This window comes from Ruminococcus sp. Marseille-P6503 (genome assembly GCF_900604945.1).
Classification (GTDB): domain Bacteria; phylum Bacillota; class Clostridia; order Oscillospirales; family Ruminococcaceae; genus FB2012.
The window spans coordinates 190,375-216,009 of record NZ_UWPB01000002.1 but is presented as its reverse complement, the minus strand read 5'-3'; the positions used below and the strand labels follow the sequence as shown (position 1 = coordinate 216,009).

Annotated in this window: 28 protein-coding genes and 3 tRNA genes; 20 read left to right on the top strand and 11 right to left on the bottom strand. The window is 46.3% G+C overall.

The features are described 5' to 3' along the window. Window positions 1-26: 26 nt before the first annotated feature. The 7 genes from EIH25_RS07095 to EIH25_RS07065 are packed head-to-tail and all read left to right on the top strand — an operon-like array spanning window position 27 to window position 5,779. Window positions 27-641: a TetR/AcrR family transcriptional regulator gene (locus EIH25_RS07095; RefSeq protein ID WP_124100108.1), complete on the top strand. Its 615-nt coding sequence runs from the start codon at window positions 27-29 to the stop codon at window positions 639-641. Further along, window positions 632-1,483, top strand: coding sequence for an aldo/keto reductase (locus EIH25_RS07090; RefSeq protein ID WP_124100106.1), 852 nt, complete (start codon window positions 632-634; stop codon window positions 1,481-1,483). Before EIH25_RS07095 ends, EIH25_RS07090 begins: the two co-directional genes overlap by 10 nt. A gap of 18 nt (window positions 1,484-1,501) precedes the next feature. Then, on the top strand, window positions 1,502-1,975 hold the full coding sequence (locus tag EIH25_RS07085) for a flavodoxin (RefSeq protein ID WP_124100104.1): 474 nt from the start codon (window positions 1,502-1,504) through the stop codon (window positions 1,973-1,975). Further along, complete coding sequence (locus tag EIH25_RS07080; RefSeq protein ID WP_124100102.1) at window positions 1,975-2,508, top strand: flavodoxin family protein; 534 nt, start codon at window positions 1,975-1,977, stop codon at window positions 2,506-2,508. The genes EIH25_RS07085 and EIH25_RS07080 overlap by 1 nt, the downstream gene beginning before the upstream one ends. A gap of 15 nt (window positions 2,509-2,523) precedes the next feature. Continuing rightward, window positions 2,524-3,564, top strand: coding sequence for a flavodoxin (locus EIH25_RS12600; protein WP_124100100.1), 1,041 nt, complete (start codon window positions 2,524-2,526; stop codon window positions 3,562-3,564). A 16-nt stretch (window positions 3,565-3,580) separates the two neighbouring features. Then, on the top strand, window positions 3,581-4,585 hold the full coding sequence (locus tag EIH25_RS07070) for an aldo/keto reductase (protein ID WP_124100099.1): 1,005 nt from the start codon (window positions 3,581-3,583) through the stop codon (window positions 4,583-4,585). A gap of 21 nt (window positions 4,586-4,606) precedes the next feature. Continuing rightward, the gene (locus tag EIH25_RS07065; RefSeq protein WP_124100098.1) at window positions 4,607-5,779 is read left to right on the top strand and encodes an iron-containing alcohol dehydrogenase; all 1,173 of its coding nucleotides are present in this window, start codon (window positions 4,607-4,609) and stop codon (window positions 5,777-5,779) included. A gap of 83 nt (window positions 5,780-5,862) precedes the next feature. Here EIH25_RS07065 and EIH25_RS07060 read toward each other — a convergent pair whose 3' ends face one another. From EIH25_RS07060 to EIH25_RS07030, 7 genes are all read right to left on the bottom strand, one after another. Next, entirely contained in the window at window positions 5,863-6,228 is a 366-nt protein-coding gene (locus EIH25_RS07060) for a hypothetical protein (protein ID WP_124100096.1), read from the bottom strand. Window positions 6,229-6,244: 16 nt separating this feature from the next. Then, window positions 6,245-7,186: a hypothetical protein gene (locus EIH25_RS07055; protein WP_124100094.1), complete on the bottom strand. Its 942-nt coding sequence runs from the start codon at window positions 7,184-7,186 to the stop codon at window positions 6,245-6,247. Continuing rightward, the gene (locus tag EIH25_RS07050) at window positions 7,173-8,240 is read right to left on the bottom strand and encodes a HAMP domain-containing sensor histidine kinase (RefSeq protein ID WP_124100092.1); all 1,068 of its coding nucleotides are present in this window, start codon (window positions 8,238-8,240) and stop codon (window positions 7,173-7,175) included. Before EIH25_RS07050 ends, EIH25_RS07055 begins: the two co-directional genes overlap by 14 nt. Next, window positions 8,237-8,908 (bottom strand): response regulator transcription factor, encoded by a 672-nt coding sequence (locus EIH25_RS07045; RefSeq protein ID WP_124100090.1) that lies wholly within the window; start codon window positions 8,906-8,908, stop codon window positions 8,237-8,239. The genes EIH25_RS07050 and EIH25_RS07045 overlap by 4 nt, the downstream gene beginning before the upstream one ends. 124 nt (window positions 8,909-9,032) lie before the next feature. After that, entirely contained in the window at window positions 9,033-9,278 is a 246-nt protein-coding gene (locus tag EIH25_RS07040; protein WP_124100088.1) for a hypothetical protein, read from the bottom strand. 125 nt (window positions 9,279-9,403) lie between these two features. Further along, the gene (locus EIH25_RS07035) at window positions 9,404-9,775 is read right to left on the bottom strand and encodes a hypothetical protein (RefSeq protein WP_124100086.1); all 372 of its coding nucleotides are present in this window, start codon (window positions 9,773-9,775) and stop codon (window positions 9,404-9,406) included. Window positions 9,776-10,038: 263 nt separating this feature from the next. Continuing rightward, window positions 10,039-10,359, bottom strand: a complete 321-nt coding sequence (locus tag EIH25_RS07030; protein ID WP_124100084.1) for an SCP2 sterol-binding domain-containing protein — start codon at window positions 10,357-10,359, stop codon at window positions 10,039-10,041. Window positions 10,360-10,727: 368 nt separating this feature from the next. Between EIH25_RS07030 and EIH25_RS07025 the strand changes: the two genes are divergently transcribed. The 5 genes from EIH25_RS07025 (at window position 10,728) to EIH25_RS07005 (ending at window position 15,199) form a co-directional block, all read left to right on the top strand. Beyond that, complete coding sequence (locus tag EIH25_RS07025; RefSeq protein ID WP_124100081.1) at window positions 10,728-11,519, top strand: hypothetical protein; 792 nt, start codon at window positions 10,728-10,730, stop codon at window positions 11,517-11,519. Between the two features lie 81 nt (window positions 11,520-11,600). Then, window positions 11,601-12,365, top strand: a complete 765-nt coding sequence (locus EIH25_RS07020) for a protein-ADP-ribose hydrolase (RefSeq protein ID WP_124101289.1) — start codon at window positions 11,601-11,603, stop codon at window positions 12,363-12,365. After that, a complete protein-coding gene (locus EIH25_RS07015) occupies window positions 12,316-13,218 on the top strand; it encodes a Sir2 silent information regulator family NAD-dependent deacetylase (protein ID WP_124100079.1) in 903 nt (300 codons plus the stop codon). The genes EIH25_RS07020 and EIH25_RS07015 overlap by 50 nt, the downstream gene beginning before the upstream one ends. A 324-nt stretch (window positions 13,219-13,542) precedes the next feature. Next, window positions 13,543-14,781, top strand: a complete 1,239-nt coding sequence (locus tag EIH25_RS07010; protein ID WP_124100077.1) for an ammonium transporter — start codon at window positions 13,543-13,545, stop codon at window positions 14,779-14,781. A gap of 31 nt (window positions 14,782-14,812) precedes the next feature. Further along, window positions 14,813-15,199: a P-II family nitrogen regulator gene (locus tag EIH25_RS07005; protein WP_124100075.1), complete on the top strand. Its 387-nt coding sequence runs from the start codon at window positions 14,813-14,815 to the stop codon at window positions 15,197-15,199. A 251-nt stretch (window positions 15,200-15,450) separates the two neighbouring features. On the opposite strand, the gene EIH25_RS07000 is transcribed toward EIH25_RS07005, so the two are convergent. From EIH25_RS07000 to EIH25_RS06990, 3 genes are read right to left on the bottom strand one after another with little or no spacing between them, the layout of a single operon-like run. Continuing rightward, the gene (locus EIH25_RS07000; RefSeq protein WP_124100073.1) at window positions 15,451-16,548 is read right to left on the bottom strand and encodes a serine hydrolase; all 1,098 of its coding nucleotides are present in this window, start codon (window positions 16,546-16,548) and stop codon (window positions 15,451-15,453) included. A gap of 16 nt (window positions 16,549-16,564) precedes the next feature. After that, window positions 16,565-17,029: a CBS domain-containing protein gene (locus tag EIH25_RS06995; protein ID WP_124100071.1), complete on the bottom strand. Its 465-nt coding sequence runs from the start codon at window positions 17,027-17,029 to the stop codon at window positions 16,565-16,567. Between the two features lie 22 nt (window positions 17,030-17,051). Beyond that, the gene (locus EIH25_RS06990; RefSeq protein WP_124100069.1) at window positions 17,052-17,954 is read right to left on the bottom strand and encodes a hypothetical protein; all 903 of its coding nucleotides are present in this window, start codon (window positions 17,952-17,954) and stop codon (window positions 17,052-17,054) included. A 375-nt stretch (window positions 17,955-18,329) separates the two neighbouring features. On the opposite strand from EIH25_RS06990, the gene EIH25_RS06985 reads away from it, so the two are divergent. From EIH25_RS06985 to EIH25_RS06950, 8 genes are all read left to right on the top strand, one after another. Continuing rightward, the gene (locus tag EIH25_RS06985) at window positions 18,330-19,823 is read left to right on the top strand and encodes a L,D-transpeptidase family protein (RefSeq protein ID WP_164489187.1); all 1,494 of its coding nucleotides are present in this window, start codon (window positions 18,330-18,332) and stop codon (window positions 19,821-19,823) included. Between the two features lie 191 nt (window positions 19,824-20,014). Further along, window positions 20,015-20,749 carry a DUF4367 domain-containing protein gene (locus EIH25_RS06980; RefSeq protein ID WP_124100065.1) on the top strand — a complete coding sequence of 245 codons (735 nt, stop codon included), beginning with the start codon at window positions 20,015-20,017 and terminating at the stop codon, window positions 20,747-20,749. A 98-nt stretch (window positions 20,750-20,847) separates the two neighbouring features. After that, window positions 20,848-21,267, top strand: coding sequence for a hypothetical protein (locus tag EIH25_RS06975; RefSeq protein ID WP_124100063.1), 420 nt, complete (start codon window positions 20,848-20,850; stop codon window positions 21,265-21,267). A gap of 153 nt (window positions 21,268-21,420) precedes the next feature. Beyond that, the gene (locus tag EIH25_RS06970; protein WP_124100061.1) at window positions 21,421-21,645 is read left to right on the top strand and encodes a hypothetical protein; all 225 of its coding nucleotides are present in this window, start codon (window positions 21,421-21,423) and stop codon (window positions 21,643-21,645) included. Window positions 21,646-22,018: 373 nt separating this feature from the next. After that, window positions 22,019-23,350, top strand: a complete 1,332-nt coding sequence (locus EIH25_RS06965) for an MATE family efflux transporter (RefSeq protein WP_124100059.1) — start codon at window positions 22,019-22,021, stop codon at window positions 23,348-23,350. A gap of 321 nt (window positions 23,351-23,671) precedes the next feature. Further along, window positions 23,672-23,747: transfer RNA gene (locus EIH25_RS06960), tRNA-Thr, on the top strand. 12 nt (window positions 23,748-23,759) lie between these two features. Further along, a tRNA-Tyr gene (locus EIH25_RS06955) sits at window positions 23,760-23,843 on the top strand. A gap of 56 nt (window positions 23,844-23,899) precedes the next feature. Next, window positions 23,900-23,975, top strand: a tRNA-Ala gene (locus tag EIH25_RS06950). A gap of 471 nt (window positions 23,976-24,446) precedes the next feature. Here the strand turns inward: EIH25_RS06950 and EIH25_RS06945 are convergent. Then, window positions 24,447-25,247, bottom strand: a complete 801-nt coding sequence (locus EIH25_RS06945; protein ID WP_124100057.1) for a ZIP family metal transporter — start codon at window positions 25,245-25,247, stop codon at window positions 24,447-24,449. Window positions 25,248-25,635 lie beyond the last annotated feature (388 nt).

The following is a 25,635-nucleotide window of genomic DNA, read 5'->3' as shown; positions in this document are numbered from 1 at the left end:
CAATAAAAGCAACAGAGGTGATAGAAATGGGAAAAAGGCAGGAGGCTGCCGTTGAAACACGCAGTAAAATTATTGCGGCGGTGAAAAAACTGCTGCGGGAAAAAAGCGCCGACAGCATAAATATCGAGGATATCACAACTGCGGCGGGAGTTGCGAAAGGCAGCTTCTATACCTATTTCAAGCGCAAGGAGGACGTGATTTGCGTCATTGCACTGGAGGAATACGCTGTTATCGGAGAGGAGATACTCAGCTCCGACGAGGGCGTTTACGACAGGCTTTGCAGTTATCTTATGCAGTCGGTAAAGCTGATTGACCAAAACACCTTGCAGATTGCTCAGAACTGGATCAAGAGCGCGGTCGCTCCCCTGAAAGGTGAAAGCTGCGGCGAATATAAGTATAGCTTTGATTTGTGTCATATCACCAAAATACTTGAAGGCGGCGTTGAATCGGGCGAGCTGAAAGAGGACGCTCCGGTGGGGAAGCTTGCGCAGCTGATAATGAACTGCTATTACGGAGCGGTAGCGGGCTGGTGCATTACCGGAGGCGGAGAGGATCTGATCCGCGCTATGAAAAACTTCTGTGAAACCGGGCTCAGGATTGTTATCAATAATTATCTGAAAGGAGAATGTTTATGGAAATGATCAAGCTGAACGACGGAGTGGAAATTCCCGCGATAGGGTTCGGCGTGTATATGATCCCAAATGACGGCAGCGCCTATAAGGCGGTGAGAGAGGCTCTTGACGCCGGTTACCGTCACATTGATACGGCTGCCGCTTATTTCAACGAGGAGGAGGTCGGAAAGGCTGTAAGGGACAGCGGTATACCTCGCGAAGAAATTTTTGTGACAAGCAAGCTGTGGCTTTCCCATTACGGCTATGAGCGCGGGAAAGTCGGTATAGAGAGTTCTCTGAAAAAGCTGGGTCTTGACTATATAGACCTTTACCTTATTCATCAGCCCTACGGGGACGTCCCCGGCGCCTGGAAAGCTATGGAGGAGGCTAAGGCGGAGGGCAGGATCCGTTCGATCGGCGTAAGCAATATGACGCCTAAGATCTGGAACAGCTTTGTTCCGCAGTTTGCGACAAAGCCGTCGGTCAATCAGATTGAATTCAATCCTTTCACACAGCAGAAGGAGATCCGCAGACTTATGGCGGAATACGACGTCAAAGCGGAGGCCTGGTATCCTATGGGGCACGGAAACGCTGAGCTTCTGAACAATCCTGTAATCGCAAGGCTTGCTGAAAAATACGGCAAGAATGCAGGACAGATCTGTATTCGTTTCGAGGTTCAGGAGGGTGTGATCGCCTTGCCCAAGTCTGCAAATCCCGAAAGAATCAGGACTAATGCGGACGTGTTCGATTTTGAACTTACAGAGGAAGAAATGGAGGAGCTTTACGCTCTTGACACTGGAAAGAGCTCACATGATCCCGATGCGGAGGGAGTCGGAGAAATGCTTTTGAACGCGTTTGTTGTTGAAGATTAATCAACGGAGGTTGTAATTATGAGTAAGAGATTAGTAGCGTTTTTCAGCGCAGGCGGAGTTACTGCAAAGCTGGCGGAAAGACTGGCAAAGGCAGCCGGCGCGGATATTTTTGAGATCAGGCCGGAGCAGCCTTATACCAGGGAGGACCTTGACTGGACGAACAGGAACAGCCGGTCAAGCGTTGAAATGGCAGACAAATCATTTCGTCCCGCCGTTGCAGGTACGGTTGAAAATATGGAGCAATACGATGTAATTTATGTAGGTTTTCCGATATGGTGGTATGTTGCTCCTACGATAATAAACACTTTTCTGGAGCAGTATGATCTAGCCGGAAAAACCGTTGTTCCCTTTGCAACGTCAGGCGGCAGCGGAATGGGCAGGACAAACGCGGAGCTTGCTGTATCCTGTAAAGGAGCAAGGCTTGCCGAGGGAAAGCGTTTCGGCGCTGACGCAAGCGAATCGGAACTGAAGAAATGGTCGGAGGGATTTTAATGAAAATAGTTATGATCTTAGGAAGTCCGCACAAAAAAGGCTCGTCCAATATGCTTGCGGAACAGTTTCGCAAAGGCGCGGAGGAAAAAGGACATACGGTTGAAATTCTTGACGCGGCTCATATGAATATGCACCCTTGCTTTGGCTGCGGACATTGCGGAATGGACGGAGAGTGTATTCATAAGGACGACAATACGGTTATTCGCGACGCGGTGCTTTCTGCGGATATGGCTGTTTTTGTGACGCCTATCTACTACTTCGGAATGTCCGCTCAGCTGAAAATGGTGATTGACCGCTTTTACAGCTACAACGGGAAGCTTTCCGCCAAGGGACTGAAAACGGCGCTGATTACGGCGGCTTGGGATTCAAATGCCGATGTTATGCCTTATACGGCGGAGCATTACAGGAAGCTGTGCCGTTATATGAATTTCGAGGACTGTGGTATGATCCTTGGCACAGGCTGCGGAACGCCTTCCATGACTGCGAATTCAGAGCACATGAAAGAAGCCTACGAGCTTGGAAAATCAATATAACGGGAGTGAGGTTTAATGAAAAGGTTTTTGGCGGTCTGTATGACTTTGATTTTACCGTTTTATCTGTTCGGCTGCGGCAATCAAACTGAAAGCAGCTCGGTTTCCGATTTTACGTCAAAAGCCGCGGAACAGTCCTCAGTCGGATCAAAGACGGGAAATGAAGCGGATTCAGCAGAAACCGGCGCTGATTCTGAATCGGAAACGGGTTCTGACGAAACGAAAATACTTGTTGCGTATTTTTCAGCCACGGGAACTACCCGTACAGTAGCGGAGGAAATTGCAGAGACGTCGGGCGGCGATTTGTTTGAAATCGTTCCTGCCGAGCCCTATTCCGATGAGGATCTGGACTACGGCAACGACAGCTGCCGCGCTAACCGCGAACAGAATGACGATAATGCCCGTCCCGCGATTTCAAATGCTGTGGAGAATATTGAGGATTATGACGTTGTGTTTATCGGACATCCGATATGGTGGGGAAAAGAGCCGAAAATTATTGACACTTTCCTTGAAAGCTACGATTTTTCAGGCAAAACCATGATTGACTTCTGCACGTCAGGCGGCAGCGGTATCGGACAGAGCGAAAGCAGCCTTAAAGAGATATGTCCCGATTCAGAGTGGCTTGAGGGCAGGAGACTCGGGGACAGCTCTGAGGTTGCAGAGTGGCTCGAAAGTCTTGAGCTGAATACTGAAAAGCGGGAGGAAAGCGTTATGTATATTACCGTAAACGGCAGAAAGCTGACCGCCGACCTTGCGGACAATTCAAGCGCGGAGGCGTTAAAGGAGCTGCTGAAGGATGATCCGCTGACTATTGATATGAGCGATTACAGCAATTTTGAAAAGGTGGGCGGGCTTGGAGCCGAGCTGCCCAGAAACGACGAGCAGATTACTACCGAGGCAGGCGATTTGATTTTGTATCAGGGAAATCAGTTTGTGATTTATTATGATACTAATTCGTGGGATTTCACCCGTCTGGGAAAAATCAGAGATATATCGCAGGAGGAGCTTAAGGAGCTTTTAGGCGGCGGCGACGTGACGGTCACGCTTTCGCTGGAATAAGTCAGAGGGAGAAATTATGCAGTATACAAAACTCGGAAATACGGATATTGAAGTTTCAAAGCTTTGTCTTGGCTGTATGAGCTTCGGCAAGGCGGGAACTATGCATGACTGGACGTTAAATGAGGAGGAAAGCGAGGCTGTAATAAAACACGCTCTCGAGCTTGGAATAAATTTTTTTGATACGGCAAACGGCTATTCCTCCGGAACAAGCGAGGAATACCTTGGCAGGGCGCTTAAAAGAAACGTGCAGAGGGACAAGGCGGTCATCGCCTCAAAGGTATATTTTAACGAGGGAAGGCTGTCCCGAAAGGCGATCCTTCGGGAAATTGACGGCACTCTGAAACGTCTTGGCACGGACTATCTCGACCTTTACATTATTCACCGTTTTGATTATGAAACTCCTGTCGAGGAAACGATGGAGGCGCTGGACAGTCTGGTGAAATCAGGAAAGGTCCGCGCGCTGGGAGCTTCCGCAATGTACGGCTATCAATTCCATAATATGCAGCTTGTTGCAAGGGACAACGGCTGGACGCGGTTTTCGGCGATGGAAAACCACTACAACCTGCTTTACAGGGAGGACGAAAGAGAGCTGATACCGATTTGCAGGCAGATGAACGTTTCTCTTATGCCGTACAGTCCGCTGGCGGGAGGCCATCTTGCAAGAGAGCAGTGGCAGTCCGATTCCCTGAGGGGAAGGACGGACCGTGTGGCAAAGGGCAAATATGACCGCATGGAACAGCAGGATATTTTAATCGTAAAGCGTGTTAAGGAGCTTGCGGAAAAATACGGCTGTAAAATGTCGCAGATCGCCGTTGCCTGGGAATGGAAGAAAGGCGTTGCCTCGCCGATTATCGGCGCTACAAAGGCAAATTATCTTGATGACGCGGCAGGCGCGCTCAGCGTTGAGCTGACCGATGAGGATACGGCGTATTTGGAGGAGCTTTATGTGCCTCATCCGATCGTGGGAGCAATTGATAAGAATCCTGAGCAGGGGGTTATTCTGCTTGATGAAAAGAAATAATTGAACACGGAGGTATTTAAAATGAACGACTTTATTTTTCACAATCCCGACAAGGTTTACTTCGGCAGAGATATTATGAAGCATCTTCCTGAGGAGCTTCTGAAATTCGGCAAAAAGGCGCTGATGGTTTACGGCGGCGGATCGATCAAGAAGAACGGTCTGTATGATACCGTAAAAAAGCTTTGTTCCGATAACGGAATTACTTTGTTTGAGCTTTCCGGCGTTGAGCCTAATCCACGCCACACAACGGCAAATAAAGGCGCGGAAATCTGCAAAAAAGAAGGCATTGACGTTGTGCTTGCAGTGGGCGGAGGCTCGACGATCGACTGTGCAAAGGGCGTAGCCGCGGCGGCCGTTACCGATTCGGGAAATGTCTGGGATTTGGTCAGCGCCGGTACCTGGGTGACTGAGGCTCTGCCGGTCGTGGCGATCCTTACAAATGCGGCGACAGGCTCTGAAATGGACGTCTGGGCGGTAATCTCCAATATGGAAACCAATGAGAAAATCGGGCTCGGCGGCTCGGCTCTGATTCCACGCGCTGCCTTTGAAAATCCCGAATACAGCTTTACCCTGCCGAAATATCAGACTGCCTGCGGCGCCTTTGACATATTCAACCACGTTCTGGACAACTACTATTTTGCCGGAGACGCCACCTTTGATCTTGTTCTGGAAATGCAGGAAGCCGTTATGCGCGCTGTCGTAAAGTGGGTTCCCGTTGCAATGGCAGAGCCGGAAAACTACGAAGCGAGGGCAAATCTGATGTGGGCTTCCTCAATGGCTCTGAACACGATCCTTGACGCCGGAACGGTTCACGGCTGCGCCTGCCACGCTATGGAGCATGAGCTGTCCGCGTACTATGATATTACACACGGTCACGGTCTGGCAATTCTCACTCCACGCTGGCTGGAATATATTCTGGACGAATCGACCGCTCCCGCGATATCCCGCTTCGGCGTAAAGGTATTCGGACTTGAGGAAAAGGATAACGCGGAGGAGGGCGCAAAGGCGGCAATCCAGGCGGCCTATGATTTCTGCTTCAATACTCTCGGACTTAAATCCACCCTCACCGAGCTTGGGATCGACAAAACGCATTTCAGGGCAATGGCTGAGCACGCCTGCATGGGCGGCGTAATTACCGGGCCTAAAAATCTTACTCCCGACGATGTGGAGAAGATTTACGAGATGTGCCTGTAAATTCTGCTGATATACGAAATAAAACGCCGGATCCAATACCAGGTCCGGCGTTTTTTGTACTGTAGGTCTTTTTAGGCTCCGCTTCAGCTGCCCTTGGAAATCTCTTCTGTCAGCCGCAGGATTTCCGGCGCGAGCTTCTCCCGCCGTTTCCTGGTTATTCTGCTGTAAATCGGATAAGCCGAAGCGAGTACCGCCATTCCGGCGATTCCGGTAATTACTCCGGGAATAAACGCGGCCCACTCAAGGCACAGGCACATTCCGAAGCCCATTATAAGAGTGCCGGCTATTCCGACGATAATTGAAATTAAGGTTCCGGGACGTGCCGCGCTTTCGTCAAGGCGGCGCAGCTTTTCCATTTTGGTTTCCTCGCGGGGAAGATATTTCCTGCGTATATTTTCAAGCTCCTCCTGCTGTTTTGCAGAATAGGTGTATTCAAATTTTTCAGACATAGCTTTCTCCTTTATATTACTTTTGCAAAGCGTTTATATCCGTCTCCTTAAGCTTTTTATTCGATACGGCTATTATAAAAACCGCTATGCCCAGGACCGATGCGCAGACGATACCGCCGGTGACGGTATTCATCAGCCTGCGATAGCTTTCTCCTCCTCCGAACGAAGAAAACATTGCGGTCTGGAGGGCAAACATCGACATCAGCGCGCCCGCAAGGCTCAGCAGCTTTGCCGCTGAAAGGATAGGATTGTTTATCTTCGCGAATTTCACAACATTTACTATTGCGTTGATCAGGCAGTAAAACGCGTATATGGCGGAGATGTAGATAACATATCCTTCGTATTCATAGCCTCTGTTCCGCCAGATCATCTGAACGGTCATTCCCGTCATTGCTATGTTCAGCGCCAGCATCATTACTCCGCACAGCCGCGCGCTTTTATACTCGTGGATCCTTCGCTGTACCGTTTGCTCCTTTTTGTCCGTAATGCGGACGTTTCTCAGCAGAACAAACCGGATCGCGCTCAGCATGACGTAATAAACGCCTATCGCCCACAGCCATGCCGAACGGAAAACTGCCCCCGTTGCGCATTTGAAAACAGCATAGAGTATGTTGATTGCCAGTCCTATATAAAGAGACGTTTTTGCGCGGAATTCCCTGCTTTCAAGATACATCGACGTATATCTGTATCGCTTCATGAGTTTGCGGAAGGAAGCCAGCGCCTTTATCCGGTCGCTGCGTACAAGCTCTTTGCACCGCCTTTTAGCTCTCGGAAAATTAACGCACAGCACAGTCAGAGCGTATGCGGAAAGCACATAGGATATATATGAGACCGGATTTTTACTGTCAATGAACGTCAACGAAAGAAACACTGCGGGAAACCCTGTCAGAGCGCATAGAATAATGATCCGGGCAGGAGGGAAAAGTATTTTATCAATGATCTTTTTAAGCCTTTTCACTTTCGCCGCACCTCAGCTTTACAGTAAATACGCTTCCTTTGCCCAGCTCGCTCTGCACGGAAATTTCTCCGCCGGTAATGTCCGCGGCGCGCTTTACCAGCGCCAGCCCCAGACCGTTTCCTTTGGAAGAATGTGAAGTGTCGCCCTGATAAAATTTCTCGAAGATATGCTTTCCTGTTTCAGCCGACATTCCGCAGCCTGTGTCGGTTACGGAAACGACGGCATATCCGTTGTCTTTTTTCAGACTGACGAAGATACTTCCGTTTTCGTCCGTAAATTTGACTGCGTTTGAAAACAAATTATTCCATACAAGGCTGAGAAGCTCGCTGTCTGCACTGATAATAACGTTCTCGTCTATGTCGGTGTCAATTTTCAGCTTCTTTCGCTCCCAATCCTCTTCAAAGCCAAGCAGACATTCGCAAAGCTGTTCTCCCAGATCGTAAGGCTTTCTAACGGGATAGATCTGCTGGTTTTCAAGCTTGCTGAGCTTCAGAATATTTGTTATCAGACCGGACAGCCTGCGTGAAGCGTCGGTTACGGCTTTTGCATATTCTATCCGTTCCGCTTCAGACAATCCGGGGCTTTGCAGCAGAGCGCCGTAATTGCTGATAGCCGAAAGCGGAGTTTTCAGCTCGTGAGAAACGTTGGCGGTAAAATCCGTCCGCAGCGTTTCAACGCCGCTCAGCTCTGCGGTCATCTTGTTTATTCTGTCTATTATGATATTGAATTTATTAGAGTCTGTCGCTTCCCGTATGTTCGCGATCTGAACACTGAAATCGCCTTCCATGATTCTGTCCAGACTTCTGATTATTCTTCTGACAGGACGTTCGACCGTTAATTCCCTGCGTATCATATCAAACAGCCAGAAAATAAAGGTCAGAAATATTATGTTAAGAAAAGTGCGCTTTGCGTTTTTTTCCAGCGCAGCTTGCTCAATATCCATTGCGTTGAGGAATATGAGGAAGGAACAGGTTACTACAAAAGCGATTAATACGAAATAAACGACGAATCTCAGCAAAGCGAATCCTAATTTTGAAAATCGGCTTCCGTTCATTTCAGCACCGCCTTATACCCTAGTCCGTGAACGGTGACTATTTCAAAATCCTCGCAGTCCGCAAATTTTTCGCGGAGCTTTCTCATATAGACGTCAACCGTTCTCGGACCGCTGTCGGTTTCAGCGTCCCAGAACTCGTTCATAAGCTGCGAACGGGTAAAGGTCTTTTTCGGATAGGAAAGCAGCTTGTACAGCAGGTTGAATTCTCTCACTGTCAGCGGGATCTCCTCGCCGTTCAGCTCCGCGGAAAGCTCCTCCGCGTCAAGTATCAGCGACCCTGCCGTAAGTCTTTTTGAATTAGCGATTTTCGCTCTCCTAAGCAGCGCCCCGATTTTCAGAAGCAGCTCGTCCAGATCGACAGGCTTGACCATGTAGTCGTCGATACCTATTCGGTAGCCGCGCTGCTTTGAATTAAAATCGTCCCTTGCGGTCATAAAGAGAATGGGTATGTCCTGATTAAGGGAGCGCACCGTTTCGGCAAATTCAAAGCCGTCGGTCACGGGCATCATAATATCAGATATAATAAGGTCAAATACGTTGCCGTACATTTCATTATAAGCGTCATTGGCGTTAAGACAGCCGACCGCCTCATAGCCGCTGCGGCTGAGGAATGAGCAAACGGTTTTATTCAGATCCCTGTCGTCCTCAACAATCAGAATTTTAAACATAATCAGCCTCCGATTTCTGAATCTGACTAATCATAACACACTGATGTTAAAATCTTGTTAAAATACTGACGTTCACGGAAATTTTACATACAAGCCTGCACAGCAGCTTATGCAGGCTTGTCTTTTATTTTTTTAGTGCGCGGATCCTTTCCTCTGCCGCCGCTTTCCTTGCGTTCGCCTCGGCTATTTGCTTATCACGCCTTGCCTGTTCGGCCGCCTTGTGCGCGGAGGGGCTGCTCATCGCCTTAGCCTCCAGAAAATCAGCCTTTGATTCAGCCTTTGCTGCGGCAAAGCTTGCTTTGTCCGCTTCGCGCTGGGCCTTTGCGCCCTCCGCCATATCCTTGAATGCGTTTTTAAAAAATTCAATCATCTTAGTTTCCTCCTATTTTTCATAATTACAGGTCTTTTTTCTGCCGAAATATACGATTGACGCCGCGGCTATTCCCAGCGCCGCACAAATCGCGATCAGAATTCCTCTCATTTTACAGCCTCCTTTTATTTTATGCCTTTTATCATAGGGATAAGTCCGAGCAGGAGAGCAATACCGGCAATACCGACGATAATACCCGGGAGCAGAATTCCTTCCCATACCATGGTCATACACATTCCCAAACCGAATACAATTGTTGAAATTACGCCGTAAACCACGATCCCGACTGTTCGTCTGCTGATTTTGACTGGCGAAGCGTTGGTCATTTTTCTGCGGACGAATACTGCCGCCAGCAAAACCGCCGCTCCTATTATGCCGCATACAACTCCTGATGTAAACGCTTCCCATTCGGGCAGCAGAGCCATGCACATTCCCAATGCGAAAATCAATCCTCCGACTGCTGACATGACAAGCGTTACAAAATTCTCCTTTTTCATAAATAACCGCCTCCGGCTGAAGTTTATTTCAGATAATTTTCTCATCTGCTGTATATATCTTAATTCTCCGCTGTTTGAGAAATGTTTGCGCGATGTTAGAAAAATATTAAAATGCGCAAAGAATAATACCGTAAGAAATATTAAAAGCCGGCGCGCTGCAATTATAAGCAGAGCGTCGGCTTCGTAGGTGTATACGAACATAATTTGCGGAATTTTGTCCGGCAGAGCAAAAAAGAACTGCTTTGAAAGCAGCTCTTGAACGATTATTTTTTTATCAGCTTTGAAAACTCCAGAGCCTTGCCGATATCTCCGTCAACCTTTAGCTTGCCAAGGGTAAACGCCGCTATGGGGTCAAGCCTGCCGTCTATAAGCTTGTTGAAGTTGTTCATAGTCATTGTTATTGAACAGCTTCTGTCATTGTATTCATACGGTTCAACGCTGATTTTATGATCCTTGACCTCTATGTAGAAAACGCCGGGATCCGCGTCCTTTATGTTTACCTGCACAGCAAGGAAATCGCAGCCTGAAACGTCAATGCCTTCCGCCATTTTTCTAAGCTTGGTCAAAAGCTCCTGCAATGTCATGTCAATGCACCTCTCCTTCGGTTATGAGTCAATTGTACATTATTTTTATATAAAAGTCAATATGGCAGGCAAAGGTATTTGCGGTCTGTTTCTCATAACAAAAGGATCGACACTTTTCGTTTTCAGGATTCCGTGCGTTTTTATGCCGATTATGTACGGCTGAGACGTTCATTGATTGTTTACAATTTGATTTTGTATAAAACAGCGCGTAATTGCGCAATAGTTACCTGTCAGAAACTATGCCACAAAAAAGTGCCTGCTTTACAAGCCTTGAGCGGTGTGCTATCATATAATCAAGGTAAGAGATACAGCGCTGGAATCTCCCGAAAGAAGCAAACAAACCACATAATTTTCAGGAGGGATTCTTTATGAACAAGAATACATTTACGGCAGTTAAGCTCGGAAAGGGCGAAATTAAGGTTTACGATTTCGGCGGCGTTAGGCTTCATGCTTATAAGACCAACGATTTTATTGACAATGAGGTTTTCATTGTTGAAAAAGACGGCAAAGCGGTTGTGATAGAATCGCCGTGCTTCTTTGACAACATCGGTGAGCTTACGGATTATCTTAAGGATTTTGAGGTAGAGGGAATACTCGTTGCCTATCACGGCGCGGGAGGAGAATTTCTTCCCGACGTTCCTAAATACGCTACGCGGAATGCGGCTGACTATTCTGAAAACGGCGGCGGAAAGGCGTTGATAGACAGCTTTGCAGGCGCGTTCGGAGATATTTTTGATAAGTCAGTTCACAGAATCACAAATATTATCGGAGAGGGAAAAATCACCGTCGGCGGCATTGATTTCGTCATTAAGCAGACAGGCGAGGCGTTTGACGTTGAAATTCCTGAAATCAACGCGGTCTATACTCATATGCTGGGTCATGACTGTCACTCCATCGTAGCGGGAGCTGACCATGCGGACGCTGTAATTGCTCAGCTTAAGGATTACATTGCAAAGGGCTATGACCTGATTCTTACCTCTCACTATACTCCCGAGGATCTGAAGGACGCTCAGACAAAGATCCGCTACCTTGAAAATCTGAAAGCAATTGCCTCAAAGTGCGGCAATGCAGATGAATTCAAGACCGAGGTACAGAAGCAGTATCCGAATTACAGCGGAGAAAATTACCTTGACATGACCGCGGGCTTTTTCTTTGCGTAATCAAAACCCAGGGACTGTCCTTCCGGGCGGTCCCTGCTTGTGTTTTACGCTAAGAGCGGAGCTTTTAGAAAGGATGATAATATGGCGGAGAGAGTATCGGAATATCTTATTAAATATCTTCTTGCAGAACGTCAGGATATTTCTGTAACAGTCGTTCCCGAAAATGAAGAGGAACGTTTCAGACTTTACCGAAGTCTTGTTAATATACGTCCGGCAGCTGAGGCTGATAAGGAATATGTAAAAGCCGAGGAGAAATATCTGAAAGCTTTGACAGCTAAAAAAGGAATTACCGATAAAAGAGATCTTACCCCGGTGGAAAAGAATATTTATCTTTGGAAAGGAGATATAACGACTCTCAGATGCGACGCCATAGTAAATGCCGCAAATTCAGCAATGACAGGCTGCTGGCGTCCTTGTCACAGCTGTATAGACAATTGTATACACACCTTTGCAGGGATAGGACTTCGCTATGAATGTCAACAGATAATGAACCGACAGGGGCATGAGGAACCTACAGGAAAAGCAAAAATAACAGGCGCATATAATCTTCCCTGTAAATATGTTATCCACACTGTGGGACCTGTTGTAAACGGCAGGCTTACAGAAGAGCATTGCAGACTTCTTGAAAGCTCTTATACCTCCTGTCTTGAACTGGCTTTGGAAAAAGGAATAAAAAACATGGCCTTTTGCTGTATATCAACGGGAGTGTTCGGTTTTCCTGCCGATAAAGCCGCAGAGATTGCTGTAAGGACAGTAAGGAGGTTTATTAAGTCAAATGATACAGAGGTGATATTCAATGTTTTTACACAAAAGGACTACAGTATCTACAGCAGACTGCTCCGCTGAAACAGGCCGTTTGAAAAAGGAGCTTGAAGCTGCCGGCGCGGTCGTGATAGGTGCGGGTGCGGGGCTGTCCGCCTCGGCAGGCTTCACATACAGCGGAGAGCGTTTTGAAAAGTATTTCGCGGATTTTATTGAGAAGTACGGCTTCAGAGATATGTATTCAGGCGGATTCTATCCCTTTGAAACGCCGGAGGAGCATTGGGCGTACTGGTCAAGATATGTTTTTATCAACCGATATGCGGACGCTGATAACGGAACCTACAAAAGGCTTTTTGAGCTTGTGAAGGATAAGGACTATTTTGTGCTTACGACAAACGTCGATCATCAGTTTCAGAAAGCGGGCTTTGACAAACACAGATTATTCTACATGCAGGGCGATTATGGTCTTTTTCAATGCAGCAGACCATGTCATAATAAAACTTATGATAATGAAACAGTTATCCGAACAATGCTTGAACGGCAGGCGGATATGAAAATACCGGCAGAGCTTATTCCGCGCTGTCCTGTCTGCGGAAAGCCGATGACAATGAATTTAAGAGCTGACGATGCTTTTGTTCAGGACGAAGGCTGGTATCGGGCAAGTGAACGATATGAAGCTTTTATCCGCAGGCACAAGGGACAGAGGATACTTTTCCTGGAGCTTGGAGTAGGAATGAACACCCCTGTCATTATAAAGTATCCCTTCTGGCAGATGACCGCAGATAATGCGAATGCGGTCTATGCCTGCATAAACCTGGAAGCGGCATATTGTCCTCGGGAAATACAGCGTCAGGCAATTTGCGTCGGCGGGGATATAAAGACGGTGCTGGAGCGTATATACGACAGTCTCCTTTCTGACAGGGAAGCGAATTTCTGAGCTTTAATGCTGTGTTCTTATAAGGGTAACGCCATTTTGCACAAATATATTGGCAGAATTTAATGTCAAATTGTAATAATATCTGAAATCAGCCGGAAGCAATGGTTTTAAGATTGACAAAACCTTATTCGTCATATATAATATATTATGTTGATATTATTAAATCCGGATGAAATATTAAACGTGTTGAAAATTTTATATTATGAACAGCGAGGTTCACTTGTTGCTTACTGCTCGGTTACGGGCGGCAGAAGCATGGTGAGCCTTTTTATTTTGCCTTTTTCGGCAAATCACTGTAATTTATAGGCTTAGGAGGAATTTGACATGAATGCTGACATAGGATTTGTACTTATCTGTGCGGCGTTGGTATTTTTTATGACGCCGGGACTGGCGTGCTTTTACGGAGGCCTTGTGCGGAAGAAAAACACCGTGAACACCATGATGACGTCGATTTTCATTATCGGTACAGGTATCGTCATGTGGGTGCTTTTCGGTTATTCGCTTGCCTTTGCGCCTACCGAAAACGGCATTATCGGAAACTTCAGCTGGCTTGGGCTTGAAGGCGTTTCGCTTGAAGAGGGCTATACCGAAGGCGCGGCTATACCCAATATGGTATTCAGCTGCTTCCAGATGATGTTTGCGGTTATAACGCCGGCTCTTATTACCGGAGCGGTTGCCGGCAGAATGAAATTCAAATCGCTGTTTGTGTTTATCATTCTCTGGTCGGTAGTTGTTTATTATCCTTTGGCGCATATGGTATGGGCTCAGAAGGGTATCCTCGGACTTGAGGGAATCGGCGCGCTTGACTTTGCGGGCGGCGACGTTGTTCATATCAGCTCGGGCGTTTCAGCTCTTGTGCTTTGTATTCTGCTGGGAAAGCGTAAGGACTACGATCACGCGGCTTACCGTATTCACAATATCCCGACCGTTATGATCGGAGCTTCTCTGCTTATGTTCGGCTGGTTCGGCTTCAATGCGGGCTCGGCGCTGGCGGCAAACGGCCAGGCGGCTCATGCGTTTATGACTACTGCGGCTTCTGCGGCTGCGGCGCTTCTTTCATGGATGCTCTGCGATGTTATAAAGAACGGAAAGCCTACTCTCATCGGCGCCTGCACAGGTATTGTTGCGGGACTGGTAGGAATCACCCCCGGAGCCGGCTTTGTTCCGATATGGGCAGCTGTAATAATCGGTCTTACCACAAGCCCGGTATGCTTTATCATGATTTCCTACGGCAAGAAGAAATTCGGTTTTGACGACGCTCTTGACGCTTTCAGCTGCCACGGAACAGGCGGAATCTGGGGCGGACTGCTTACAGGAATCTTTGCAAAGGAAGCGATCGGCGGCTATGACGGAGCGATTTACGGCGATTGGGCGCAGTTCGGCGCGCAGGCGGCCGGAATTGCTATCACAATAGTTATCGCGGTTGTCGGAACGCTTATCTGCTACGGCATTACAAGGCTTGTAACAGGCAGTATCAGAGTTGACGCAAAGGATGAAATGCTAGGTCTTGACATTACGCAGCACGGAGAATCGGCTTATCCTTCGTTCAACGGACTTGAATAACTTATTGAAAACAGGATTGGGGTGCGATCATATGGCTAATAAGGAAAATTCCTCGACTCTTATTAAAATCGAGGCTATCGTGAGAGAAGAAGCGTATCAGGACGTTAAGAACGCGCTTTCGGAAATCGGCGTAAACGGTATCACCGTTTATCAGGTTGTGGGCTGCGGCGTTCAGAGAGGAATGTCCGAATATGTAAGAGGACAGAAGATCGACGTGCAGGTGCTTCCTAAAATCAAGTTTGAAATTGTCGTTTCCTCTGAGGAGTGGGAAGAAAAGACTATTGAAACTATAAAAAAAGCGGCTTATACCGGAAACCCCGGAGACGGAAAGATTTTCAGCTACTATATACGCAGGGCGGTTAAGATCAGAACCGGCGAAACGGGCTACGACGCCGTTCAGTCGACTGCCGACGAATAGCTTATCCGGCTTGGGAAAGCTGTACTCAATAAAAACGGTGAAGCGTTAGTCCGCGCTTCACCGTTTTTTATACGTGCCTCCGTATTCCTGCGGCGGCTCAGGTTCTTTTTCAGCTTCTCCTGCGAAAGCTTTGTTGTTATTAAATGTCTGAAAAAACGGCGCTGCATAAAACGTATTTACGTTCTGCGGCGCCGTTCGACCGGTGCAATTGTGTAATTGTATTTGAAGCTTTATTATGGATTACAGCTTGATTACTCGTCCGAGGACGCTGATTCTGACGAATCTGAAGGAGCTCCGCTGTCGTCCTCAGAGGGCAGGTATTTTTCATAGATCGCTATATTGTCCTCTACCGCTTTCCATTCGTCCTCTGATTTAACGGTAACGCAGACGTAATTTACGCCGTCCTTTTCAGCTATGCTTACGAGAGAGTAGCCGGATTCGTCGGTAAAGCCGGTCTTTCCTCCCAGGAGATCTCCGCCGCCCTCAATGTAGTACCCGTTAAAGCGGCTTGCTACAATGCTGGTAAGCTTTATTCCGTCCTCATGCTGCTTTGTCTTGGCGGTTGTATATTCCGTAGCGGTAAGTATTTTCATACATTCGTCGTTATGCATGGCGTATTCCATGATAACCGCAATGTCCTGACAGGTTGAGTAGTGATTTTTGTTATGAAGTCCGCTGGCGTTTTCAAAATGAGTGCCGGTCAGCCCCAGTTCCTTGGCCTTGTCGTTCATCATTTCGACAAATTTGTCCTCGGAGCCTGCAATAGCGTTGGCAAGCCCTGCGGTTCCGTCGGCGCCGCTTACCAGAATAGCCGAGTAAAGAAGATCCTCATATGTAACGCTTTCTCCTGCTTCAAAGCCCGCGCGGGAAGCGTTTTCTTCTATAAGCGGATCGATATCGTCAGAGGTGAATTTGTATTTCGCGTCAAAATCGTCGATATTTTCAACTGCGACGATAAGAGTCATGACCTTTGTGAGAGAAGCCGGATAGATCTTTTTTTCATAATTTTTTCCGGCGAGAATGGTATTGCTGTCCGCGTCGATTAGAATACCGTATTTTGTTGTAAGCTCCTTAATTGAGATATCCTCATAGTCTAACGCCTGCTTAGGGTAGCTCATAAGCGTTTCCGGCTCCGTTTTTTCCGGCGCCGGTTCGGGATCAGCCTGCGAATCCGGCTGAGATTCCTCCTGAGAGGATTCGTCGGCAATTGCCGGAACGGCTTTGGCTTCGTTTATGGAGCCTCTGCCGGTAACTACCATAATCGCGGAGCCGATCGCGACTATCATAATAATTATCATTACCGCGACAACGGCGGCGCCGCCTTTTTCATTTTTTTTCAGTCTGAGCATTTCAACATCTCTCCTCTTACGTTTTATTTTCAGCAAATGACTGATATTCCTCTTCCTTTTTGCCGTATTCCGGATCGCCGTCCTTGATGGTATTGTAGCAGTACTGAAGAATATCCCGTCTTGTGACTATTCCTATAAAAACCTTCCGGTCGTCTATTACCGGTACGAAGTTCTGATTCATTGATAAAAGAATGAGGTCCTCTATCGTTGAGTAAATATAAACGGGATTGTTCTTTACGCGCTTTGTGATTTCCTTTACGCTGTAATTCTCCAGCTCCTTAATATCGGAAAGGCTGTTTTCCAGCATAAAGTAGAGAAAATCGCCTTCCGCAAGCGTTTTGACGTATTCTCCCTTTTTGTTGATCACAGGTATGGCGGTGAATCCGTGGTGGCGCATTTTTTCAATCGCCTGTCTTACGGTCGCGTCGTCGTAGATATAATCAATGACCGCCTTGGGCTTTAGAAGCTTTAAAATATTCATATATTCCGTCCTGATGTTCTGATCACATATGTCCGCCGCCGTAGGTGTATACCAGCTTGAACAGCGTGTCGTAGTCGATGGTCTTGAACTGATCCGTGGTTATGTTCATCTCATACATATCGTCGGTCGTGATACCCAGGCTTCCGCACAGCCCCTGACAGAAGCCGAGCCGCTGATCCTCGCTCATGGAATTGAAATCAACCAGAGAATCCGTAAAATCAGTATTGAATACGGATTCGTCGATATTATTGTCAAGACGGTTTATCGTTCTGGTTTCAACGATGTCGTCCTGCCCCTCGACGGTGTAGGTGGTGGTGTATTTGATAAGCTCTCCGGTTACCTTGTCAAAATAGAAATCCATTACGGTTATATAGGTATCTCCGATATAGGTGTATTCTTCAACGGCATAGCCGCTCTGGGAAGAATCCTCATGAGTGCTGGTGCTGTCAAGATTGAGCCGTATTACTTCTTCAATAACGTTAAGCTCCGGCTCGCTGTCGGTTTCGCGGTACATTCCGCAGACGTAATCAAAATCGTATGATCTGCCGCCGAGGGTAATAGCGCCGTGGCTTCCCATGCTTTCCTGCTGAAGCTGGTAAACGTCGCCGTCTCTTACAACTCTGGTAATGCTGACCTCGCCGTCGAAGGCAGTGCTGGTTACGGTGCATTGCAGCGTATAGCTGCCCTGCTCGTATATATCGGCAACTCCCGACAGATATTCGCCGATATGCGATTCCTCCGGCTGAGAGCTTTCATTTTCAGAGGAGCTTTGAGGATCGGAGGCTTCACTCTGTATCCGCTCAGCCGCGGAGGACGCGTTTGAAGCCGTATTCTCAGAGCTGCTTTCCGAGCCGGAGCAGCCGTAAAACGAAAGACATAGCCCCAGAGCGCAGGCGCAGGCAAGTGATTTTTTTGCTGTTTTCATGTATATTCGTGCCTTTCCGGACCGTGCGGTGGCAGCAGTCCTTTTTATAGCATAATAAACCTTAGTTTACACTCTTTTATTATACACCAGCAAGCGCATACTGTCAAGCAGGAAAAAGCTGTATAATGCACCGTTTCTGTTGGTGTGACGGCAGGCAATTATCTTTCTGCGGTCCGTTGCACAGCCTTTATGTGAACGAACGGTCTGGCTCTTATTGCCTTATTTTTAAATTTGGATTTTCCGGTTGCAAAACGGCTGTGCTTATGATATAATTTAGAAATAGCAACGCATGGTCCGGGGCGGATTTTTCTATTCTGCAAAAGAGACTGAAAGGTCTGCCGCAGACCGGAAAATATGTGCGAAAGGATAATGAAGATGACAGCGAAAACAGCGGCTAAGCCGCGTACCAATAAGGTTACCGGCGGAAAAAAGAAACGGAAAAAGAAAAAATCAGCCGCGCCTGTTTTTATACTTGGAGGAATCGTTCTCGTAATGACGTTTGGCGCTGCGGGGGCTTATTTTATAGGACGCGCGAAATATGACGGAAGATTTCCGGTAAATACCTACATAAACGGAGTGGACGTAAGCGGAAAAACTCTGTCCGAAACGGAAAAGCTGTTTGAAAGGACGGACGCGCCCAAAACTCTCAGCATTGTGAAGCAGGACGGCGATACGGTTCAGATAGAGCTTGAAAGCTTCGGGTATTCTGTGGATACCAGGCGGCAGCTTGAAAAAATATATTCGGAAACAGACAGTAATCTTTGGTTCAAAGGACTTATAGACAAAGCCGAGTACAGCTTTGAAGAATCTGTATCCTATGATAAGGATAAGCTTAGAAAGCTTTTGAGCGGGGCGGACTGGGGAAGTCAGGAAAACAAAAATGCCGAGATCGAGCTTACCGGCAGCGGATATGTCGTCCGGGAAGCGGTTCAGGGCGATAAAATGGATTATCAGAAGCTTGAGGATTACATATTGAGCGAGACTGATAAAAATCAGTTTACGATAAACGCCGCGGATTCGGGCTGCTATATCGCTCCTGAAATAACCGCCGCCGACCTTGAGGACGAGTGTGAAAGGCTGAATAAGGTCTTTAATATCAAGATAACCTATGATTTCGACTATACTACCGAAACTCTTACCGGAAAAAAGCTTATGAATATGGTCGAGGTGGACGACGACGGCAATATAACCGCGGACGCGGACAAGGCTATGAAATATGTGGAGCAGCTTGCCGAAAAATACGATACCTATAATACCGAAAGAAAATTTCACGCTACCATTCAGGGGGATATAACCGTTCCCACGAGCAGCGACGCCAAGTACGGCTGGTGGATAGACCAGCAGAAAACCTGCGACGCCTTGGTTGATATGCTTGAAGAGGGAGAAAGCGTTGAAAGCGTGGATCCGGTCTATTATGAAACGGGCGGCTATGTTTTTACCGGCGTTGAGTCAGCCCGCTCAAAAAAGGACGACATAGGCGATACCTATATCGAAATAGACCTTACAAACCAGCAGTTCTGGTATTATGAAAAGGGAAAGCTGAAAAAGGAATGTTATATAGTTTCGGGTCAGACCACCTCGGAGGCGAGAACTACGCTGCCTGGAGTTTATAAGGTCTGGAGTAAGGCGACAAATTACCGCATGAAGGATTCCAATGCCGACGGAGAGGAATGGGACACTACCTGCGCTTACTGGACCAGAGTGGCTATTGTCGGGATAGGGCTTCACGATTCCCAGTGGAGGTATTATTTCGGCGGCGATATTTATAAGTACAACGGCTCTCACGGCTGTATAAATATGCCCCTTGAGTACGCGAAATTTGTGCATGACGAGGTCGCTATGGGCACTCCCGTAGTTATGTATTACTAAGAAAACCGCGCGGCTGCGGTGCGTATCTGTTATGAATTTATCCGCCGTTTATATACGGCGGATTTTGTTTACAAAAACTTAACAAGAAAATTTTGCACTTTTTGTCGTTTTTGAGTGTTTATTATTATAGAGGGGCTGATTATTTCTGCACCAGTGCAGCTTCCCTGATAAAACTGCAAAGGAGGATCGGTATGATACGCAGAAGATCATACAAGGCTGTCCGCAAGGGCGTTATAATAGAGGATATAAAAGACTATAAGAATACTATAGAGCTGTATCATGATTATTCTGAAGATTTCTGCTTTAAAATAACGCGTATTTACAATATTGAGTTTACGACCGCCGATATTGCTCCTGTTCCTCCGAGAAGGTTCTCTTTTAAAAGACTGGGCAGATACGCGGCAATAGCCGTTATCGCCGCCGTTGTAGCGGTAAACGGAATGATCCCGATGATGGCGGACGCCCCCAAGGAACCGAATCTTACTTTCGGAATGAAAACAAGACCCGTTGCCAACGGAATGCTGGAGGTAAAGTTTCTGGAAGGAGAGATAGAAGGTATCCAGACCCTGCCGGTAGCTTTTAATTATCAAAGTCCTACATATATTCCCGAGGGATATGATCTAATTGAAGAAATCCGGGATGATACGGTTAATTACATGGTTTACGAAAATGATCAGGACGAACGTCTCATTTATTCACAGAATAATTTGTGGGGTCTTCAGAATATAAACAGAGAAAATGCTTATGTAAGAGAGGTAAGAATCAGAGGCTGCGAAGGAATCGCGTCTTCAAGATTGGGAAGCGGATCGACAATTATTGTCTGGAGCGACGGAAATTACAGGTATGATGTTTCGTGCGATTCCAACAAAATTGACCTGTTTAAAGTCGCGAATTCTGTGAGAAGTGACAAAAATAAAAATTTTTGAAAAAAACATTGCACTTTTTGACGGTTTCGGTTGTTAATAATTATAGAGGGGGTTAAACAAGCCTCTTCAGGAAAATTAAGTTTCGGGAGGTATGGAGCGTGAAGACATTCAGAAAATTGACGTCAGTTATGTCGGCTGCGGTTCTCGTTTTTGTGCTGGCGGTATTTTCCGTATCCGCGGAGGATGGGATAATGCCCTGTTCCGATTATACCTATAATAATCTTTCTATCTGCGAGGCTTACGGAGCAAGCTCTGTTAAGTATGGATTCAAGTTGCAGGGAGAGACTATGGTAGGAGAGATCGTGTATACTTGTCAGCTTCAGATCAAGGACGGCGGATGGCAGGATGTGCCGGGCAAGTCGTTTTCTGATTCTGCCAAAAGAAATGTATATGATACAAGAGTTGCTTCGGCAACAATAGGAGAGAAATACCGCTGTAAAACGCATTATAAGGTTTACAGCACGACCGGAGCGCTGCTGGAGGATATAACTCTTTACGGCGCCGCAATGACAAGATAATTCTATATTTTATAATATATAATTATACCAGCAAACTGCTTTCAGCAGGCTGCAGCGTCACTAGTTACCCGTCGGCGCGGAATCCCCTTTTTTGTGTACCACGCCAATTTACAACAAAAAATTTCTGGCTACGTGCCGGCGGAGGTGATGAGAATGTGTCAAAACATTCATGTTGCAGTATTGCCTATTACCGAGTCTGACAGACGGGTGCCATGCTACAAAAGGATAAGCCAGCTTTTTGATTCGTATGGCGCCAAGGTAATAGATTTCGATGTAAGCGGAAAAAAGTGCAAAGTGATTATAGAAATATCAGATGAAAATCTTACCGAGTTTATTTACCATGAATGTATATCACAAAAATGCGAGCTGCTTATATAACTGTTTGAAGGTAGTTTTGTAAAAAGCGTTCGGTTTAACCGCCGGGCGCTTTTAATTTTTGCCGAAAAGCGGAAATACCGCGGCATATCTTCATAAAAACCGATAATTTTTCGGTATAATAGATTTGACAGAAAAATATGTCTGTGGTATAATAATTAAAATAATAGTTTTGCTTGCCGCCGGGTAAGCTGTAAAGCATTGATTTTCGTATCGTTAGGCCGTTGCAGATACGAAGTCAGTGCTTTTTCTATTGATCAGCCCGCTAAGGAAGTGCATATGTTCAGAGAGCGGGAGAAAATATATGACAGCAGCAGGGTCTGCGGGAATAATATAACGGCAGAATATTGAAATCTGCGTTTTTTGGAGGTTTTTTATGATCAAATCAAGATGTTTGCGGGATTTTGCCAGATACTCGTCATTAAACGTATTGGGAATGATCGGACTGTCTTGCTATATACTGGCGGATACTTTCTTTGTTTCAAAGGGGCTTGGCGCAAACGGACTGACAGCGCTTAATCTTGCGATACCGGTCTACAGCTTTATTCATGGCAGCGGGCTTATGATCGGTATGGGAGGCGGAATCAAATATTCCGTACAGCAGAGCCAAAATGAGCATAAATCCGCCGACCGGACCTTTACCAACGCGGTATATCTTACCGCTGCTTTTGCGGCTTTTTTTGTGCTGCTGGGAATATTCTTTTCCTCGGTAATTACATCGGCGTTAGGAGCCGACGAAAGCGTATTTGCAATGACAAAAACCTATTTGCAGGTTATCCTGCTGTTTTCGCCTGCCTTTCTCATGAACAATGTGCTGCTGTGCTTTGTACGCAACGACGGCGCTCCGCAGCTGGCAATGGCGGCAATGCTCATCGGAAGCCTGGCCAACATAGTGCTTGACTGGGTATTTATTTTTCCCTGTCAGATGGGGATTTTCGGAGCGGTTTTAGCTACCGGCACCGCTCCGGTTATAAGTATGCTGATTTTGTCGTCACATTTTATCCGCGGAGAAAATCGGTTCCATTTTACGAAGTGCAGACCGTCGGGAAAGCTGTACGCCGGAATCTTTGCCGGAGGGATCCCTTCGCTGGTAACGGAGGTTTCCGCCGGCGCGGTTATGATAGTGTTCAACTCAATTATATTGAGGCTTGAGGGAAATGTCGGGGTTGCCGCCTACGGAGTGATAGCGAATCTGTCGCTGGTTATCATTGCTGTATACACTGGAATAGCGCAGGGTATCCAGCCTATTATCAGCCGAAGCTACGGAATGAGGAACGCTGCGGATATTAATGCCGTACTGCGGTATGCGCTGACTTCTATGCTGATATTTTCCGCTGTTATTTACGCGTCGGTGTTTTTCGGCGCTTCGCAGATAACAAACATTTTTAACAGCGAACGCAGCGCGGTGCTGCAGAATATTGCTGAAGAAGGCTTGCGCCTGTACTTCACAGCCTGTCCGTTTGCCGGCTTCAACATTATTATTTCCGTATATTTCACCGCCTCCGAAAGACCTCTGCCGGCAAACATAATTTCGCTGCTGCGCGGTTTCTTTGTGATTATTCCAATGGCTTTTCTCCTGTCGCAGCTTGGAAAAATACGCGGAGTTTGGTGCGCTTTTCCGGCAACGGAATTATTGACGGCTGTAATAGGGCTTGTTTTTTTGATTTTTATCACAAAAAAACGCGGGGCAATAGCAAAAGAGCAATAATATTACTAAAGCGATGATTTTTCCGCGCTTCAGCTCAGATTACAGCATGAAAGCAAAGCTTGGGCGTAAAAGTGATTTTATAGATAATTTGGGCTGATTTGCGCAAAATCAAGTTAATTATGCATAATATAATAGATGTAAATATTTATTTGATTGTATACTTTGACAAAAAATGTACTTTGGACTTGACATTTCAGGAAAACAGGTGTATAATAAATAAGCTGTCCGGTTATTGAAAAAAATTAATCGTATCAGATAAAAAGGTATTGACAAGCTTCTGCAAATGTGTTATACTTATTTATGTTGCGGCAGGCGGAATAAGCTGGTGTAGCTCAGTTGGTAGAGCAGCTGATTTGTAATCAGCAGGTCGGGGGTTCGAGTCCGTCCACCAGCTCCATAAATTGATTTTGGGAGAGTTCCCGAGTGGCCAAAGGGGGCAGACTGTAAATCTGTTGCATTTGCTTCGATGGTTCGAATCCATCCTCTCCCACCAAAATTTAAACGGCATTCACCCTGTGAATGCTTTTTTACTACATCAATCTAATATTCGGGGCATTAGCGCAGCTGGGAGCGCATCACACTGGCAGTGTGGGGGTCAGGGGTTCGAATCCCCTATGCTCCACCAAAAGCCTCGTAAACGTTGAGTTTACGAGGCTTTTAATTTTATATGGAAACGACTGCGGCATATGTACTTGACTATTGCACAATAAACCGCTGCCTTTCTACCAACTAAAAAATCAGTAAAATATAGTTTAACAACCTGCAATAGCTTTTTGGCGGGTCGGCGCAAACCCGGAGCGCTGATATTCGTGTTTGTAGCCTGCACACATTCCGTCATACCCGTCAAATATCACAGCTATATCAAGCCGATTTAATACAACTCCGCCTACCATAAAAGGAACCGCTGCAGCAGCTTTATTAGCCTAAAAAGATATGAAAACTCAAAAAGACAAGGTCCTCAAAAGGCGAAATCAACAGCTAAAAAACACAACTCAGGCGCTTAGCAAGGTCCTGCCAGAGGATAAAAATATTAGATCGACAGTAAGCTGCGGAGAGTTATCCAAAAAACAATTGGCATTGGAAATTAAAGATTATCCTATCCCAACGCAACATCCAATACCATCATAAGTGCGAAACCAACTGCAGTACCAATTGTCCCGATGTTACTATGTTCACCTGCCTGCGACGCGGGGATAAGCTCTTCAATTACCACATAAATCATTGCTCCTGCCGCGAAAGAGAGTAAATAAGGTAAGAACGGCACTGTCAGTGACGTCAGAAGTATGGTAAGAAGAGCTCCGACCGGCTCTACCGCGCCTGACAGCACGCCATATAAAAACGCTTTGCTTTTTTTTACACCCGCTCCATTTAAAGGCGTGGAAATAACAGCGCCTTCAGGGAAATTTTGCAGTGCGATACCGCATGAAAGCGCCATTGCACCCATAAGGGTAATATCCGCATTTCCGCTTAAGCCTGCAGCATAAGTCACCCCGACCGCCATGCCTTCAGGAATATTATGTATCGTTACCGCCAACAGCATCATGGTAGTTTTGGAAAGTCCTCTTTTAGCGCCCTCCGGCTTGTCGCTGTTAAAGTGGAGATGCGGCACAAGGCTGTCTATTCCAAACAGAAAAAATATGCCGAGCATGAATCCAGTAAGCGCCGGCATCCATGGTACATCACTTTGTTTTTCTGCCATTTCTATGGACGGAATTAAAAGAGACCATACAGAAGCCGCTATCATGACTCCTGCCGCAAATCCAAGCAGCAGCTTCTCTATTTTCAAACTGACTTGTTCTTTTATGAAAAAAACCGTTGCGGAGCCGATAATAGTTCCTAAAAAAGGAATGATTAATATCATGCTTTGTATCAATGTTACCACCTCATAATAAATCATTTTTTAAACCTGCACCAGCATGATCAGAATTTATAATTATACCAGTACTTAACATCATCATCATACTATCAGCAGGTTTCCAGCACTAAAAAGATGGAGTTTATTATGTTGAAAAATAGTTGTACTGTCATCTGCCATCTATATATTGTTTCTTCTGCTTATAGTTATCATTAACTGACTATAATAAATTATAGTATAATTCATATAACGATTAATGCAGTTTTTATGACTATTCTATAAATGCCAATGCCATTTAATAGCATAAGCAATCTCTGTGTCGTTTATGGTCGTCAAAAATGAATAAATCTAAAGCGCCTGTAAACCGGAAGTAAGGCTACTGATAAAATTAAGCTGTGAGAAAATAGTCCTCACAGCTTATTCATCATCT

Bases quoted from the DNA above. Each gene is read 5' to 3' on its own strand.
- EIH25_RS07085 (WP_124100104.1), top strand. From the start codon at position 1,502: ATGAGTAAGAGATTAGTAGCGTTTTTCAGCGCAGGCGGAGTTACTGCA.
- EIH25_RS07035 (WP_124100086.1), bottom strand. From the start codon at position 9,775: ATGAAAAAGGAGAATTTTGTAACGCTTGTCATGTCAGCAGTCGGAGGA.
- EIH25_RS07095 (WP_124100108.1), top strand. From the start codon at position 27: ATGGGAAAAAGGCAGGAGGCTGCCGTTGAAACACGCAGTAAAATTATT.
- EIH25_RS07005 (WP_124100075.1), top strand. From the start codon at position 14,813: ATGGCTAATAAGGAAAATTCCTCGACTCTTATTAAAATCGAGGCTATC.
- EIH25_RS07000 (WP_124100073.1), bottom strand. From the start codon at position 16,548: ATGCTCAGACTGAAAAAAAATGAAAAAGGCGGCGCCGCCGTTGTCGCG.
- EIH25_RS07015 (WP_124100079.1), top strand. From the start codon at position 12,316: ATGTTTTTACACAAAAGGACTACAGTATCTACAGCAGACTGCTCCGCT.
- EIH25_RS07090 (WP_124100106.1), top strand. From the start codon at position 632: ATGGAAATGATCAAGCTGAACGACGGAGTGGAAATTCCCGCGATAGGG.
- EIH25_RS06985 (WP_164489187.1), top strand. From the start codon at position 18,330: ATGACAGCGAAAACAGCGGCTAAGCCGCGTACCAATAAGGTTACCGGC.
- EIH25_RS06965 (WP_124100059.1), top strand. From the start codon at position 22,019: ATGATCAAATCAAGATGTTTGCGGGATTTTGCCAGATACTCGTCATTA.
- EIH25_RS07045 (WP_124100090.1), bottom strand. From the start codon at position 8,908: ATGTTTAAAATTCTGATTGTTGAGGACGACAGGGATCTGAATAAAACC.
- EIH25_RS06990 (WP_124100069.1), bottom strand. From the start codon at position 17,954: ATGAAAACAGCAAAAAAATCACTTGCCTGCGCCTGCGCTCTGGGGCTA.
- EIH25_RS12600 (WP_124100100.1), top strand. From the start codon at position 2,524: ATGAAAAGGTTTTTGGCGGTCTGTATGACTTTGATTTTACCGTTTTAT.
- EIH25_RS07070 (WP_124100099.1), top strand. From the start codon at position 3,581: ATGCAGTATACAAAACTCGGAAATACGGATATTGAAGTTTCAAAGCTT.
- EIH25_RS07040 (WP_124100088.1), bottom strand. From the start codon at position 9,278: ATGATTGAATTTTTTAAAAACGCATTCAAGGATATGGCGGAGGGCGCA.
- EIH25_RS07080 (WP_124100102.1), top strand. From the start codon at position 1,975: ATGAAAATAGTTATGATCTTAGGAAGTCCGCACAAAAAAGGCTCGTCC.
- EIH25_RS07050 (WP_124100092.1), bottom strand. From the start codon at position 8,240: ATGAACGGAAGCCGATTTTCAAAATTAGGATTCGCTTTGCTGAGATTC.
- EIH25_RS06970 (WP_124100061.1), top strand. From the start codon at position 21,421: ATGTGTCAAAACATTCATGTTGCAGTATTGCCTATTACCGAGTCTGAC.
- EIH25_RS06980 (WP_124100065.1), top strand. From the start codon at position 20,015: ATGATACGCAGAAGATCATACAAGGCTGTCCGCAAGGGCGTTATAATA.
- EIH25_RS07025 (WP_124100081.1), top strand. From the start codon at position 10,728: ATGAACAAGAATACATTTACGGCAGTTAAGCTCGGAAAGGGCGAAATT.
- EIH25_RS07065 (WP_124100098.1), top strand. From the start codon at position 4,607: ATGAACGACTTTATTTTTCACAATCCCGACAAGGTTTACTTCGGCAGA.
- EIH25_RS07060 (WP_124100096.1), bottom strand. From the start codon at position 6,228: ATGTCTGAAAAATTTGAATACACCTATTCTGCAAAACAGCAGGAGGAG.
- EIH25_RS07030 (WP_124100084.1), bottom strand. From the start codon at position 10,359: ATGACATTGCAGGAGCTTTTGACCAAGCTTAGAAAAATGGCGGAAGGC.
- EIH25_RS06945 (WP_124100057.1), bottom strand. From the start codon at position 25,247: ATGATTTATTATGAGGTGGTAACATTGATACAAAGCATGATATTAATC.
- EIH25_RS07010 (WP_124100077.1), top strand. From the start codon at position 13,543: ATGAATGCTGACATAGGATTTGTACTTATCTGTGCGGCGTTGGTATTT.
- EIH25_RS07020 (WP_124101289.1), top strand. From the start codon at position 11,601: ATGGCGGAGAGAGTATCGGAATATCTTATTAAATATCTTCTTGCAGAA.
- EIH25_RS06995 (WP_124100071.1), bottom strand. From the start codon at position 17,029: ATGAATATTTTAAAGCTTCTAAAGCCCAAGGCGGTCATTGATTATATC.